15 protein-coding genes and 1 pseudogene are annotated in these 11,589 nt (G+C 48.7%); all 16 read left to right on the top strand.

Going from position 1 to position 11,589, the window contains the following annotated elements; all coding sequences use genetic code 11:
• Positions 1–78: 78 nt before the first annotated feature.
• Positions 79–270, top strand: a pseudogene (locus DSM107010_RS34615) (response regulator transcription factor); the annotation flags it as partial.
• Positions 271–468: 198 nt separating this feature from the next.
• A complete protein-coding gene (locus DSM107010_RS34610) occupies positions 469–1,026 on the top strand; it encodes a DsbA family protein (protein WP_106168387.1) in 558 nt (185 codons plus the stop codon).
• 70 nt (positions 1,027–1,096) lie between these two features.
• Positions 1,097–1,303 carry a hypothetical protein gene (locus DSM107010_RS34605; RefSeq protein ID WP_106168386.1) on the top strand — a complete coding sequence of 69 codons (207 nt, stop codon included), beginning with the start codon at positions 1,097–1,099 and terminating at the stop codon, positions 1,301–1,303.
• A gap of 1 nt (position 1,304) precedes the next feature.
• Positions 1,305–2,060 carry an SDR family oxidoreductase gene (locus DSM107010_RS34600; RefSeq protein ID WP_106168385.1) on the top strand — a complete coding sequence of 252 codons (756 nt, stop codon included), beginning with the start codon at positions 1,305–1,307 and terminating at the stop codon, positions 2,058–2,060.
• Between the two features lie 229 nt (positions 2,061–2,289).
• Positions 2,290–2,910, top strand: a complete 621-nt coding sequence (locus tag DSM107010_RS34595; RefSeq protein ID WP_106168391.1) for a glutathione S-transferase family protein — start codon at positions 2,290–2,292, stop codon at positions 2,908–2,910.
• Positions 2,911–2,992: 82 nt separating this feature from the next.
• A complete protein-coding gene (locus DSM107010_RS34590) occupies positions 2,993–3,829 on the top strand; it encodes an alpha/beta fold hydrolase (RefSeq protein ID WP_106168390.1) in 837 nt (278 codons plus the stop codon).
• A 164-nt stretch (positions 3,830–3,993) separates the two neighbouring features.
• Positions 3,994–4,962, top strand: coding sequence for a zinc-dependent alcohol dehydrogenase family protein (locus tag DSM107010_RS34585; RefSeq protein ID WP_106168389.1), 969 nt, complete (start codon positions 3,994–3,996; stop codon positions 4,960–4,962).
• Positions 4,963–5,047: 85 nt separating this feature from the next.
• On the top strand, positions 5,048–5,806 hold the full coding sequence (locus tag DSM107010_RS34580) for a flavodoxin family protein (protein WP_106168384.1): 759 nt from the start codon (positions 5,048–5,050) through the stop codon (positions 5,804–5,806).
• Between the two features lie 179 nt (positions 5,807–5,985).
• Positions 5,986–6,879 (top strand): pirin family protein, encoded by an 894-nt coding sequence (locus DSM107010_RS34575; RefSeq protein ID WP_106168383.1) that lies wholly within the window; start codon positions 5,986–5,988, stop codon positions 6,877–6,879.
• Positions 6,872–7,279, top strand: coding sequence for a hypothetical protein (locus DSM107010_RS34570; RefSeq protein WP_106168382.1), 408 nt, complete (start codon positions 6,872–6,874; stop codon positions 7,277–7,279). The genes DSM107010_RS34575 and DSM107010_RS34570 overlap by 8 nt, the downstream gene beginning before the upstream one ends.
• A 40-nt stretch (positions 7,280–7,319) precedes the next feature.
• Positions 7,320–7,709: a cupin domain-containing protein gene (locus tag DSM107010_RS34565; RefSeq protein ID WP_106168381.1), complete on the top strand. Its 390-nt coding sequence runs from the start codon at positions 7,320–7,322 to the stop codon at positions 7,707–7,709.
• A 249-nt stretch (positions 7,710–7,958) separates the two neighbouring features.
• Complete coding sequence (locus DSM107010_RS34560; protein ID WP_106168380.1) at positions 7,959–8,549, top strand: ester cyclase; 591 nt, start codon at positions 7,959–7,961, stop codon at positions 8,547–8,549.
• A 34-nt stretch (positions 8,550–8,583) separates the two neighbouring features.
• On the top strand, positions 8,584–8,985 hold the full coding sequence (locus tag DSM107010_RS34555; RefSeq protein WP_106168379.1) for a RidA family protein: 402 nt from the start codon (positions 8,584–8,586) through the stop codon (positions 8,983–8,985).
• A gap of 66 nt (positions 8,986–9,051) precedes the next feature.
• Entirely contained in the window at positions 9,052–9,429 is a 378-nt protein-coding gene (locus DSM107010_RS34550; protein ID WP_106168378.1) for a nuclear transport factor 2 family protein, read from the top strand.
• A gap of 58 nt (positions 9,430–9,487) precedes the next feature.
• The gene (locus DSM107010_RS34545; protein ID WP_199755962.1) at positions 9,488–10,198 is read left to right on the top strand and encodes a TetR/AcrR family transcriptional regulator; all 711 of its coding nucleotides are present in this window, start codon (positions 9,488–9,490) and stop codon (positions 10,196–10,198) included.
• 83 nt (positions 10,199–10,281) lie between these two features.
• Positions 10,282–11,238, top strand: coding sequence for a CPBP family intramembrane glutamic endopeptidase (locus tag DSM107010_RS34540; RefSeq protein ID WP_106216142.1), 957 nt, complete (start codon positions 10,282–10,284; stop codon positions 11,236–11,238).
• Positions 11,239–11,589 lie beyond the last annotated feature (351 nt).

Below are 11,589 nucleotides of genomic sequence, written 5' to 3'. Positions count from 1 at the left end.
CGGGAGTACATGGACAAGCAGTCGCGAGCTGATTTGAGCCACTACCATCATCCTGCTTGCGAGTTAAGTTGACAATACCTGAGTGAAAGAGAACTGGCGGTACTCCGCTCGCTGGCACAGGGGATGAGTAATGCCGATATTGCGGCTGCTTTGAGTATCGGTGAAGGCACGGTTAAATCTCATGTCAATCGGATTTTGAATAAGTTAGATGTGAGCGATCGCACTCAAGCTGTGATTGTTGCCGTTAAACGTGGCATCGTCTGCTTGTAGAACTTTCGATTGAGTTCGAATTCTAACTTAAGTTATAGCTAGCCTTCTATTCTAGGAAGGAGCAATTGCTCAATCAAATTATAGTGTAAAAGTTTTAACTCACTGTAGACGACAACTAAAAGTCAATTGCTTATATTGAATTCATGTGGATTGAGCAAGTGAATTGCAAGGTTCCATGCTTGATACAGATGTAGAAAGATGATCGACGACCATAGTTCCAGTTCTTTAGTTGTGCCAGCTTCAACCCAAGATCGCAGTCAAGGTGTGCTAAGTGCCGCTGTGGTGTTAGTGATGTATGGGGACTATCAATGCCCTAGAAGTGCAGCCGTTTACAAGCTGATTAAAGTCATTCGGCAAGAGCTTACGGTTTCTTTTGGAGAGGATGATTTATGTTTTATCTTCCGTCATTTTCCGCAAGCACAGATTCATCCTCATGCTCAACGGGCAGCCCAAGCCGTTGAAGCCGCCGCTGCCCAAGGACAGTTTTGGTCAATGCACGACACCTTGTTTGCCCATCAACAGAAGTTAGAAAATGGTTATCTCGTAGAGTACGCCAATGATTTAGGGCTTGATATCTCTCAATTTCTCAAAGACTTATCTAAACAAGTGCATATCGATCGCATCAATGAAGATATTGCAGGCGGAATACACAGTGGAATAACGGCTGCTCCAGTCCTATTTATCAATAACATTCGATATACCGGACGCTGGAGAATAACAGAGTTGATGGCTGCCATTGTTGCTACAAGTCACTAAGCTCTTCTCATAACTCATCAACGTTAGGAATAGACGAAAGCGGTTTTGTTATTTCATTGAGGGTAGTTCTATGACGCATTTACGAGTACAAAGCAGAAATGATTCTGAGCATGAAGGTACACCTCAGACTGATTCTGAGCATGAAGGTACACCTCAGACTGATTCTCTTCACGACTCTTCGGTGAATCATGCCCTGATTGCAATCGCGCAAGAAGTCGCCCAGTTGCTGAGACAAACTTACCCGATACAAATTGATGAGATTAAACAGGAGAAATAGAATGATACTTCAGAATAAGGTGGCGTTAGTCACCGGAGGTACATCGGGAATTGGTAGAACAACGGCGATCGCTTATGCCCGACAACAAGCAAAGGTGGTTGTGGTGGGTCGTCGAATGGATGAAGGTGAAGAAACAGTTCGATCGATCAAAGAAGCTGGCGGAGAGGCGATTTTTGTGCAAGCAGATATTGCGAAAGAAGCCGATGTTGAAGCAATGGTTGATAAAGCGGTTGGCGTTTTTGGTCGGTTAGATATTGCCTTTAATAATGCAGAAGTTGTCGGCGAAAATCCCTCACTGATTGAGCAAACAGAAGCTGAATACGATCGCACGATGAATGTCAATGTCAAAGGCGTTTGGTTGTCGATGAAATATGAAATCGCTCAGATGTTGAAACAGGGAAGTGGTGCGATCGTCAATACATCATCTGGGGCTGGAGTCGTTGCAGTTCCTACCCAATCCCTCTACACCGCGAGTAAGCATGCGGTAGTAGGCTTAACAAAAGCTGCTGCGCTCCAATATGCCAAAGCCGGTATTCGCATCAATGTCGTTGCACCAGCAGCAATCGAAACAGATATGTTTGAAGCAGCTACAGGTGGGCAGGATGAAGTCAAAGCTTACATAACAGGACTTCACCCGATTGGACGAGTTGGAACACCGCTTGAAGTTGCAAATGCAGTCCTGTTTTTATCATCTGACCTGGCATCGTTCATCACAGGTGAAACGTTGATGGTCGATGGTAGCTATGTGGCGCAGTAGGCGATCGACAGTGCAAAATGTTGCGACCAAGTCGCGATCGACCTGCATCATCCGCGCGTTCCTCGACAGCACGATCGGTTCCACGCTGCGTCTTGAAGGGGATTGCACAAGAATCTGGCAAAACACCTTAAGAATCTGAAAGAAGCCGAGCATTAGGAGTCATTACACTCAAATGATGAAAATAGTAGGTAGGAAGCAAAAACACATTCTTCGCGATCGGGGACACTCCATGAAACTCTATCATATGCCCAGTGCTTGTTCGCTGGCCGATCTCATCGTCCTCGAATGGATTGGTGTGCCGCACGAAATCGTCAGGATGAGCCTTGAAAGCATCAAGTCACCAGACTACCTCACCATCAACGCGAATGGCACGGTGCCGTTGCTGGAGCACGGCGACTTTTCACTCACCGAAAACGTCGCTATCCTCGGCTATCTCGCCGACCTATATCCAGAGGCGCGGCTGCTTGGCGACGGCACACCGCACGATCGTGCTGAGGTAATGCGCTGGCTCGGCTTCCTCAATTCCGACGTACATATGACGTTCAAGCCGATCTTCATGCCGACCCGTTTCCTGCAAAACCAAGCTTTCGCAGGCGCGATCGCCGATACCGCCCGCATCCGCGTGCGTACATACCTTGAGCGGCTCGATGCCCGACTCGACGGACGAAACTGGCTCACTGGCGAACGATCGATTGCCGATCCCTACCTGTTCGTCATTCTGCGCTGGGCGATCGACACTCAGGTTGGACTACAAGGCTTTGAGAACCTGTCACGATTTGTAGACCGCATGAATCTCGATGCTGGTGTGCGTGCCGCACTGGCTACCGAAGCAGAATTAAAGCCATCTTAGAGGCGGCAAACGCGGCGATCGCTGTATGACAATTGTGATGCAACAGACAAAAACACATCAATTTACAACGGAGAAACCTCTCATGCCTTACATTACCGTCGATCGAGAAAATTCTGCAACGATCGATCTCTACTACGAAGATCTGGGGACAGGTCAACCGATTGTTCTGATTCATGGATTTCCCCTCAACGGTCATTCCTGGGAAAAGCAGGTCTTAGTGCTGCTAAATGCAGGGTATCGAGTCATTACTTACGATCGCCGAGGCTTTGGTGCTTCCAGCCAACCCTCGTTTGGCTATGACTACGATACGTTTGCAGCAGATTTGAACGCGCTGATGACCAAACTCGACTTGCATGATGCTGTGCTAGTCGGCTTCTCAATGGGAACAGGCGAAGTCACACGTTATCTTGGCAAATATGGCTCAGAACGAGTGTGGAAAGCCGTGCTGATGGCTCCAGTGCCGCCTTTCTTGCTGAAAACCGATGATAATCCCGAAGGTGTCGATCAAAGCGTTTTCGATGGCATTATGAAAGCGATCGTTGAAGATCGCCCAGCCTATTTCTCTACGTTCTTCAAAGAGTTCTTCAATGTAGATGTGTTGCTGGGCGATCGCATCAGCAATGAAGCAATTCAAGCCAGTTGGAATGTGGCAGCAGGGGCTTCTGCGAAAGGGACTTTGGACTGTGTACCGTCCTGGCTGACTGATTTCCGCGACGATCTACCCCGCATTGATGTACCAACGCTGATCGTTCATGGCGATGCCGATCGCATTTTGCCACTTGAGTCCACCGCAGCCAGACTTCCGAAGCTGATTAAAAACAGTCAACTTGTGGTCATTCCTGGCGGACCACACGCCATCAACTGGACTCATGCCGATCAAGTGAATCCTGTCTTGCTTGACTTCCTCAAGAAAAACTAATCCAAAACTGGTTCAGATCCAGAGGTGGAAGGAAAAACCTTTTCCCTAAACGGTAACTACCTTACCAAATCGTGCTGACTTGCGAAGTTGGGGAGAACTTACCGGCGCTGAGTGGTATCGAAATCCCGTCACTGTTAATTCTAAATCAAGGAGAGTTGGCGCAGATGGAATCTATGAAAGCAGCCGTATTAACTGCGTTTGGTGATGCTGAGAAGTTTGAGATTCAAACTGTTCCCATACCAACACTGAAGGCGAATCAGGTGTTAGTCAGAGTTTGTGCAACCTCGATTAACCCGGTCGATTACCAAACTCGTCGTGGTGATTACAAGGAACTGGTTCGATTACCCGCTATCCTAGGAGTCGATGTTTCAGGGGTGATTGAGGCAATTGGCGAAGCTGTGACTGATTTCAAGGTGGGAGATAACGTGTATTACTCGCCGCAAGTTTTTGGAGAATTCGGTAGCTACGCTCAGTATCATGTGGCTGATGCAGCGATTGTTGCATTGAAGCCTGCAAATCTATCGCACATTGAAGCAGCTTCTTTTCCACTTGCAGGCGGAACTGCTTGGGATTGTCTAGTGACTAGGGGCAATCTACAAGTTGGTGAAACAGTTCTCATCCATGCGGGTGCGGGTGGAGTTGGTTCGATCGCAGTTCAACTCGCCAAAGCAATAGGGGCATACGTTTTTGCAACGTGTAGCTCTAGAAACAGAGATTTCGTGACAGAACTGGGCGCAGATCGAGTGATTGATTACAAAAATGAAGATTACGTAGAAGTCATTCGTCAGGAAACAAATGGACTGGGTGTGGATTTAGTTCTAGATACGATCGGCGGAGAAACAATTGGGCGTAGTCCAGAAATCATTCGTCCCTTCGGTAGGCTTACAAGCATTGTAGACATTGCAACTCCGCAATCGCTGCTTGAAGCATGGGGCAAGAATCTGACGATTCATTTTGTTTTCTCAACCCAGTACCGAGCAAAATTAGAGGCTTTGACAAAACTCATCGAGCGTCATCAGCTTCGCCCAGTGATTGATTCAGTATTGTCTTGGGATCGGGTCGTTCTGGCACATCAGCGTCTAGAGCGGGGAGGAACACGAGGCAAAATTGTGCTGAAGTTTACAGAAAATTAGACCAGCTTTATGGCGCTGATGATTGCTAAACGAATCGGAGTTTGATTGTGTGCTGAAGGTCAATATTGATCGAAATTGGACAACAATGTCAAAACAACTTAAACAAATAACTGAAAATCAGTGTCAAAATACACCAGCAAAATATGACGATCTCAAGGTTCTTTTTTTGAACTGCACTTTGAATAGAACTCCTGTTTTATCTCATACCAGTGGTGTAATCGATATTGCTCAAAATATATTTGAAGCCAATGGAGTTCAAACTAAAGTCATGCGACCTGTAGATTACGAAATACCAGCAGGACTTGGGCTAGATATGTCCCAAACAGATGAATGGGATCGAGACGATTGGCCCATAATTCAAAAAGAAATTGATGAAACTGATATCTTGGTATTGTGTACCTCAGTTTGGCTTGGAGAAAAAAGTTCTGTTTGTAATCGAGTTTTAGAAAGAATGTACGGTTACACTCATGTTTTAAATGAAAAAGGACAATATCGAGATTATGGAAAAGTCGGTGCAACCTTAATCACTGGTAACGAAGATGGGATTAAACATTGTGCTATGAATATTTTATTTTCTCTTTCTCATATTGGTTATACAATTCCACCACAAGCTGATGCAGGATGGCTAGGTGAAGTTGGCCCTGGCCCTTCTTATCTAGATCCTGATTCTGGTGGCCCTGAAAATGATTTTACCAACAGAAATACAACTTTCTTAACTTGGAACTGTATGCATTTGGCAAGAATCTTGAAAGATAATGGCGGCATTCCCGCTCACGGAAACCAACCTGAAGTTTGGGATGCAGGTTGTCAGAGTGATTTTAAAAACCCAGAACATAAAGTATAAAAATTTGCGATCGCGCCCTTATTGAAGAAGCAGCACAAAAACTCGATCGTTTTTTCCTTACATTCAACCAGGAGTTAAAAATGAGCAACGAAACTATTAACCATCTCATTCACGATCGCAATGTACGCGATCGGGCTCAAATGATACATATATTTGTCTAGTTCTGAAGAGATAATTCTATGACTGTCCCCACTCAAACATCTCGAACCGTTGCCGGAGTCATCAACAGCGTTGAAACACTCGAAGGAGCCGGATTTCTTGTACATCGCCCCTTTCCCAAAAGTAGCTTCTCTGAATTTGACCCGTTTCTCCTCCTCGACGAGTTGGGTCCGATTAATCTAAAGCCGAGTCAAGCAAAAGGTGCGCCCGATCATCCGCACCGGGGCTTTGAAACCGTCAGCTATGTCTTGGATGGACGGTTAGAACACAAAGATTCTGCGGGGCACGCTGGGTTACTAAATCCGGGTGATGTCCAGTGGATGACAGCAGGTGCTGGGGTCGTGCATTCCGAGATGCCGGAGTCAATGTTTACCCAAACTGGTGGACGGCTCCACGGCATTCAGCTATGGGTCAATCTGCCACAACGAGACAAAATGATGCCACCCCGCTATCAGGAAATTCCAGCGGCTCGCATTCCGGTAGCTCAAACCGAAGATAGGTCTGTGACGGTGCGAGCGATCGCAGGAGAAGCGTTAGGGGCAAAAGCCGTCATTCAGACGCGCACGCCGATCATTTACCTCCACTTCACACTGCAACCAGGGGCAACGACGATCCAGCCTGTACCAAAAGAGTACAATGCCTTTGTCTATGTACTGGAGGGGTCTGGGTTGTTTGGGACAGAGCTAGCGCCTGGTGATGATGGGCAGATGGTGCTCTTTGCTCAAGATGGAAAAGATGTGGCGATCTCCAACCCTACTGATGCTCAGCGTCCTCTAGATCTTCTGCTAATTGCAGGTGTCCCCCTTAACGAACCAGTCGTGCGCTACGGTCCGTTTGTCATGAACACTGAAGCTGAAATTATCCAGGCGATTGACGACTACCAAGCAGGAAGAATGGGACGGATTTATGCCTAACACACTTCAATTTAGTCAACATCAACGCTTGAGCGAGTTACGCATCAAACTACTACGTCTGCACAAGCTTTTACTAGAGACTGAGCGTCTTACCTATGAGCAAGTTCGAGGGCAAGTTTCTAGAGGTGAATTGCTACAACTGGTGATTCGTCATGAGCAGTTTGCCTGGTTGCATCGACTCTCAGCATTGATTATCCAAATCGATGAGTTGCTTCATGACGGTGAACCTGTTACACCAGAGGCAATGGAAGCGATTGACAGTGACATTCGTACACTGCTCAGCCCCGACGAATTGGGCGATGAGTTTGCCATGAAGTATAATACGGCGCTTCAACGTCACCCCGATATCGTGTTAGCTCATGCAGATGTCGTGATGTTGCTGACTTCTGACAGTATTTAACCCGAACTTGCTCCAATCGTGTAATTGCAAGCCTAAACTTATGCTGATCCAAAAACTAAACGACTGTGAAGAAATTATCGCTGGAGATGGAACTGTTCTGCGCGAACTGCTTCATCCTGCCAAACAAGACATCAACTTGCGTTACAGTTTGGCGTATGCGATCCTGCCTGTTGGCAAAACTTCGATTCCTCATTCCCTAAAGACTTCTGAGGTTTATTACATCATTAGCGGTGTTGGAGAAATGTCGATCGACAGTGAAGTTTGTCGTATTGAACCAGGCGATGCGGTTTACATTCCTCCAAATGCAATCCAGTTCCTTCACAACTACGGTGACGAACCCATTGCTTTCGTTTGTCTAGTCGATCCAGCTTGGCGCAAAGAAGACGAAACGATTTATGCACCTGAAATTGGGGCAACCGCATCACTCTAATTCGATCGCTCAAAACTATGAATTCACAAACAGCTCAAACCACTACTACTGCTGACGAGTTCGCAATCCGTACTTTCCATCACCATCGCGTAGCGTCTTGGACTCACTGCATCCAGCGGATAGGCACCCTGGGTGTGATGTGTCGGATAGACGCGCAACTCGTAAGAATCTGACGAATTATTGTCAGAATCTGAAAGAAGTTAAGCATTGGAATCAATACAGTTTAGATAGAACTTAGGAGAATTCAATATGGTCAAAGAGCAAACAGCAGACAAACAGGCAGTACAGGCAACTCCAAGCCTGACATCCGCTCAGGAAGCCTTGCAAGCGGTCTGGGAAGAGCATATCGGGCACGAGTTTGGTACTCACAGCCCTGAAGATGCTCTCGTTACGATGGTTGAGGACGCTTATGTGAATAACATTCCAGTGATGACTGGGGGAGTCGGAAAAGCAGCAGTGGGTGAGTTTTATTCCAAAGACTTCATTCCCCAGATTCCGCCAGACATGGAGCTGACTCCGATTTCGCGCACGATCGGGACGGATCGACTCGTCGATGAAATGCTGGTTAAGTTCACTCATACCATCCAGATGGAGTGGATGCTACCTGGCATTGCTCCGACTGGGAAACGGGTTGAAGTGGCAGTGGTAGCGATTGTCCAGTTTCGTGATGGTAAGCTAGCCCACGAACACATCTATTGGGATCAGGCGAGTGTATTGGTTCAACTCGGCTTACTCGATCCTGGGACACTACCCGTTGTGGGTGTTGAAAGTGCGCGTAAGGCGATCGATCCGAGCTTGCCCTCAAACGCACTGATCGAACGTGCTAGTCATAGCAACTAAATGTTAGAGCAAGCTTTTCATCAATAGGAACACTATGAAAAAGCCAGAGTTTTTTGTCACCCCCGGTTACGGGGAATACATGCTGAATAAATTGCATTACTCGCAAGCGGTCAAAATTGGCGATCGAGTGGAGATATCCGGACAAGGCGGTTGGGATGACAATCTGCAAATTCCCGAAGCGATCGCAGACGAGATTGCCCAAGCATTTCAGAATGTAGAGCGAACCTTAGCAACGGCTGGTGCGAGTTGGGAGCATGTTGTCCATGTCAATTCTTACCATGTTGGCGGGTTTCCCCCGGAGGTGAACGAGGTGATGGTCAAGCTATTTCGTCATTACATACCCGATCGCGCTCCAATTTGGACAGAGCTAGGTGTCGCGGCGCTTGCACTGCCCACGATGCGGATTGAAATTCGCGTGACTGCGATTGTTCCGTGAGTTTTGCATCAGTGGCAGCAGAAACGGCTCTGTTAAAACATTTACTTGAACAGAGGAGAGATTCAAATGTCAGAGAACAATAAAGCTATCTTAGAAGCGGCAAACGCAGCGATCGCTGAGGGTAACCATGAAGGCTTCTTGTCGTTCTGTACCGACGATACGAAATGGATATTTTTAGGCGACAAGATCCTGAACGGAAAAGAAGCCGTTCGCCAATGGATGGCAACAAAGTATGTGGAACCGCCTTTAAATATCGTCACGAACTTGATCGCTGAGGGTGATTTTGTCATGGCACTGGGCGACCTGACAATCAAGGACAAAGACGGGAAAGGGACTGATTACTCGTACTGCGACATCTGGCGCTTTCGTGGCGGCAAGATGGTCGAATTAAGGGCTTTCGTCATCAAAACTGAGGTCAAGGCTGAAACCAGCAGTGCGGTGTAAATCATCTACAAAAGCTACCTCCTGCGAGGTATGTCATTTGGTGACAAAATGTCATTAAATGACAAATATGACAAGAAAGACGGTCATGACGAGTGATGGTGACAGCAACACGATGAGCAATCACAAATCAGGCAATCGCAAATCAGGGGGGATGAATGCACAACGGCAACAGCGGGTACGTCTGGAGATTTCGCGGGAGGCAGCGCGTTTGTTCTGGGAACACGGTGTTGCTACCACGAGCGGCGAGCAAATCGCAAGCGCAGTTGGAATCTCGGTGCGAACCCTCTGGCGGCACTTCCGCAACAAGGAAAGCTGTGCTGAGCCGGTCTTGGCGCAGGATGTCGAGGAGTGTGTGGCGGTGCTGCGCCGCTGGCCTCGGGAAGTCTCTCTTGAAGATCACCTCATTGAATGGGCAACGAACCGAACCAAAGATGTCGAGCAGCAAGCCTACGACGAGGCTGTCATCAAGATGACCGTGCTGGCTGAAAAAGAGCCGGATCTTCGCGCCGCCTGGCTAATGACCCACGACCGAATTGAGCGAGAACTGGTCGAGATCATCGCGGATCGCCTGCGCCGCCCATCTGACGATATTGAGGTGCGGTTGCACGCGGCTGTCACCACCGCAGTTTTGCGCGTCATTAGCGAAGATGTCAGCGCCGCCCTCATGTCGGGAGCCGATCGCGCCTCCATTGGTAACCCGATCGGGCGTATAGCCCAAGCTGTGCGCGTAGCCACTGGCGGAGTCGTCGGCGATCCCGTCGATCCCTGAAAACAATCGCAACAGCAACTAACAGCCCGATTCGAGCAGCCCGATTCGAGCAATACACACACGCACGAGCAAAGGAGACGAAGATGAGGATCAACGCAACCAAAGGAAAGCAAGGAATCGGAACGGAAGTGAAAGACGTGACTTACGTGGAGGCTGCGAGGTGGGGTAAGTATCGGGGGTGGCGGTATGTTCTGGGACTGACGATCATCCTCTTTGCGTGGCTAGTGGTCGGGACTGGTGCCAGCGTACTCGTTGCGATCGCGCTTAGCGGTCAGCCGGATTACTCCGTGCTTGATCCTTTTGGTAAGTTCCTGTTTGTCATGGCAGGTTTCCCATTTTTCCTCGCGGGGATTCTCATCGCCGTTACCGTTATCCACCGCCGTCATCCCCTGACGCTGATCGCGGCGCGGGAGAAGATAAGCTGGCGGCGCGTCGGTCATGGGTTTGTGGCGTGGTTCGTGCCATTCTGCCTGATCGGTGGGCTGGGACAGTACCTCTTTTACCCTGACACCTTCTCCTTTAACTCCGACCTCGCAGCGTTCGCGTTCTTCGTGCCGATCGCACTGGTTCTTACCGCAATCCAGACGACTACCGAGGAGCTTTTCTTCCGTGGATACATCGTGCAGGGCGCAAGCCTGATCTGGTCTAATCGCGTGTTTCTGGCGATCGCGCCAGCTGTGATATTCACCGTGCCGCACCTCGGCAATCCGGAGGCGATCGCAGGCGGCTGGCTCACGGTCTTTGTCACCTACTTCCTCGTTCCGGGTCTTTTGTGGACTGTGGTTTCGTTGATTGACGGAACTACTGAACTCGCGATCGGCGTACACTTCGCAAACAACATCGGCGGCATACTCCTGTTCAACATCACTGGAAGTGCCGTGACCACACCGGCTCTGTTCACAATCAGCGAGTACCACGCCACCTACGGGGCGCTATCAGTGCTGGTTGCAATCCCCGTGTTCCTGGCGATCGCCTACGGGGTGTTCAAGCAGGAGTCGCCCCAATCCGTTTCCCAGAGCCACCAGAAGGGTCGTTGGTGACCCCGGCAAATCCCGAACCAATCAGCAACTGAAGTCAGTAACCCGATAAAAGGAGTCAATTATCATGCCTCGTGTTTCTTCAAATCACCTGCGGGAGTCGGGAAAACCCCCTTCCGCGTCCTCGGCTCGGTCTAGCAAGACCTCCCGTCCGGGCTGGCCCGAGATTATCGTCGGACTCGTCGTCTATTTAATCGTAGGGTTCGGAGGCATCTCGCTGTTCAAGCAACTCGGTCTTGACCCCGCGGTCCACGGCCTGATCTTGGCTGCATGGACAGGGCAAACGCATCTAATAAAAGCATAATGAAATACTAAGAAGCGCTTTGGGCTAAAAATTCTGGAAATAGCAGAGCG

The sequence above is a fragment of the Chroococcidiopsis cubana SAG 39.79 genome, from assembly GCF_003991895.1.
Classification (GTDB): domain Bacteria; phylum Cyanobacteriota; class Cyanobacteriia; order Cyanobacteriales; family Chroococcidiopsidaceae; genus Chroococcidiopsis; species Chroococcidiopsis thermalis.
The sequence above is the reverse complement of the archived record's forward strand: the minus strand, read 5'-3'. Positions and strand labels throughout refer to the sequence as shown.

Coding starts and splice junctions, on each gene's coding strand:
- DSM107010_RS34610 (WP_106168387.1), top strand. CDS start 469: ATGATCGACGACCATAGTTCCAGTTCTTTAGTTGTGCCAGCTTCAACC.
- DSM107010_RS34605 (WP_106168386.1), top strand. CDS start 1,097: ATGACGCATTTACGAGTACAAAGCAGAAATGATTCTGAGCATGAAGGT.
- DSM107010_RS34600 (WP_106168385.1), top strand. CDS start 1,305: ATGATACTTCAGAATAAGGTGGCGTTAGTCACCGGAGGTACATCGGGA.
- DSM107010_RS34595 (WP_106168391.1), top strand. CDS start 2,290: ATGAAACTCTATCATATGCCCAGTGCTTGTTCGCTGGCCGATCTCATC.
- DSM107010_RS34590 (WP_106168390.1), top strand. CDS start 2,993: ATGCCTTACATTACCGTCGATCGAGAAAATTCTGCAACGATCGATCTC.
- DSM107010_RS34585 (WP_106168389.1), top strand. CDS start 3,994: ATGGAATCTATGAAAGCAGCCGTATTAACTGCGTTTGGTGATGCTGAG.
- DSM107010_RS34580 (WP_106168384.1), top strand. CDS start 5,048: ATGTCAAAACAACTTAAACAAATAACTGAAAATCAGTGTCAAAATACA.
- DSM107010_RS34575 (WP_106168383.1), top strand. CDS start 5,986: ATGACTGTCCCCACTCAAACATCTCGAACCGTTGCCGGAGTCATCAAC.
- DSM107010_RS34570 (WP_106168382.1), top strand. CDS start 6,872: ATGCCTAACACACTTCAATTTAGTCAACATCAACGCTTGAGCGAGTTA.
- DSM107010_RS34565 (WP_106168381.1), top strand. CDS start 7,320: ATGCTGATCCAAAAACTAAACGACTGTGAAGAAATTATCGCTGGAGAT.
- DSM107010_RS34560 (WP_106168380.1), top strand. CDS start 7,959: ATGGTCAAAGAGCAAACAGCAGACAAACAGGCAGTACAGGCAACTCCA.
- DSM107010_RS34555 (WP_106168379.1), top strand. CDS start 8,584: ATGAAAAAGCCAGAGTTTTTTGTCACCCCCGGTTACGGGGAATACATG.
- DSM107010_RS34550 (WP_106168378.1), top strand. CDS start 9,052: ATGTCAGAGAACAATAAAGCTATCTTAGAAGCGGCAAACGCAGCGATC.
- DSM107010_RS34545 (WP_199755962.1), top strand. CDS start 9,488: ATGACAAATATGACAAGAAAGACGGTCATGACGAGTGATGGTGACAGC.
- DSM107010_RS34540 (WP_106216142.1), top strand. CDS start 10,282: ATGAGGATCAACGCAACCAAAGGAAAGCAAGGAATCGGAACGGAAGTG.